Annotated in this window: 2 protein-coding genes; both read right to left on the bottom strand. The window is 65.9% G+C overall.

Annotation, left to right across the window (positions count from 1 at the left end; genetic code table 11):
- Positions 1 to 144 precede the first annotated feature (144 nt).
- A protein-coding gene (locus K353_RS33525; protein WP_199528330.1) for an IS5 family transposase occupies positions 145 to 941 on the bottom strand; the annotation gives its coding sequence in 2 pieces (ribosomal slippage) (positions 145 to 605 and positions 605 to 941; 798 coding nt in all).
- 40 nt (positions 942 to 981) lie between these two features.
- Positions 982 to 1,392 (bottom strand): VOC family protein, encoded by a 411-nt coding sequence (locus K353_RS33520; protein WP_111557243.1) that lies wholly within the window; start codon positions 1,390 to 1,392, stop codon positions 982 to 984.
- Between the last annotated feature and the right edge of the window lie 175 nt (positions 1,393 to 1,567).

Here is a 1,567-nt window from a genome sequence, read left to right as displayed (position 1 = left end):
AGAATCTTCCAGCACGCCCGATGCAGCCCGAACTGGCTGACGTCAGCAGCCAAGGCCGTCCTCACCCTCGAGCTGCAGCGCTGAAAAGGCTCACTTATCGGAGGATCGGCAGCCGACTTCACCAAAGCCGCGTTAGAAGTCATCTCATTTGGCCAGTCTGCGGTGGCAGATGAGGGCGGCGGCGATGGTGGCGAAGGCCGCGAAGTGGTCGACTTTGCGTTCGTAGCGGCGGTGGAGTCGGCGGAAGCCGCCGAGCCACGCGACGGTCCGCTCGATCACCCAGCGGTGCCGGCCCAGGCGGGCGGAGGAATCGATCCCGCGACGGGCGATGCGGTGGGCGATCTGCCGTCGCCGCAGGTAGGAGCGGATGAAACGGTGGTCGTAGGCTTTGTCGCCGTGGAGCTTGCCGGGCCGGCGCCGACGCGGCCCGCGGCGCGAGCAGATCGGCGGGATGGCCTCGACGAGCGGGATCAGGGCCTGACTGTCGTGCAGGTTCGCGCCGGAGATCGCAAGCGAGATGGGCAGACCGGTGCGTTCGGTGAGCAAGTGGACCTTCGACCCGAACGTGCCCCGATCGACAGGATTCGGACCCGTCAGATCCCCTTTTTCAGGGCCCGCATGTTCACCGAGTCGACTGCACACCGAGACCAGTCCAACTCGCCCCGCGAACCGAGTTCATCCAGAACCAGGCGGTAGAGCTTCGCCCACACCCGGGCCGCGGTCCACTCCGCGAACCGGCGGTGCGCGGTCGGTCCGGACGGTCCGAAACACGGCGGCAGCTGGGCCCATGTACACCCGGACGTGGCCACGAACACGATCGCGGCCAGCACCTCCCGGTCCCCGTGGCGGCGTCGGCCTCCGCCCTGCGGCCGGGTCGGCACCGCTGGCACCACCCGCTGGAACAACCCCCACAACTCATCCGGCACCAGGCGCTCCACGATCGTCACGCAAGCAGCCTACAAGCCCAAATGAGATGACTTCTTAGTCGTGCTTGGGCCAAATCGGGCCCTGGTCGGTCCAGACGACGCCCTTGTTGCGGCACAGGCAGAAGGGGTGGCCGACCGGGTCGGTGTAGACCTGCCAGCCGTAGCCGTCGGGACCGATGAAGTCCTGCCTCAGCGTCGCGCCGAGGTCGAGGACACGGCGCTGCTCGGACTCGATCTCGTCCACTTCGAAGTCGAGGTGGAACTGCTTGGGGTGCTCGCTGTCGGGCCACTGCGGAGCGCGGTAGTCGTCCACCCTGATGAATGCCAGCTCGATCTCGCCGAACTGGATGCCGGCCCAGTCCTCGGAGCCTCCTTCCTTGATCGGACGGCCCGTCACCTCGGAGTAGAAAGCCGCCAGCTTCATCGTGTCCGGGCAGTCGATGATGAAATCGGTGAGTCGCAACATCCCGTGATCTTGTCACAAGCCCACACCCGGCTTCGAGACAGGCCCTGAGAGGGCGTTTACGCCGCTTCTGGTGGATTTTTGGGTGCTTTTTTCCTCGGACCGGATGGGGCCACTGATACTCAAGGGGTCGGCGATGCTGGAGGGATGACAAGGCCGTGGTCTTGTCCGTCATCCT

This window comes from Kitasatospora sp. SolWspMP-SS2h (genome assembly GCF_003259315.1).
GTDB classification, from domain to species: domain Bacteria; phylum Actinomycetota; class Actinomycetes; order Streptomycetales; family Streptomycetaceae; genus Kitasatospora; species Kitasatospora fiedleri.
This window is presented reverse-complemented; position numbering and strand designations above follow the sequence as displayed.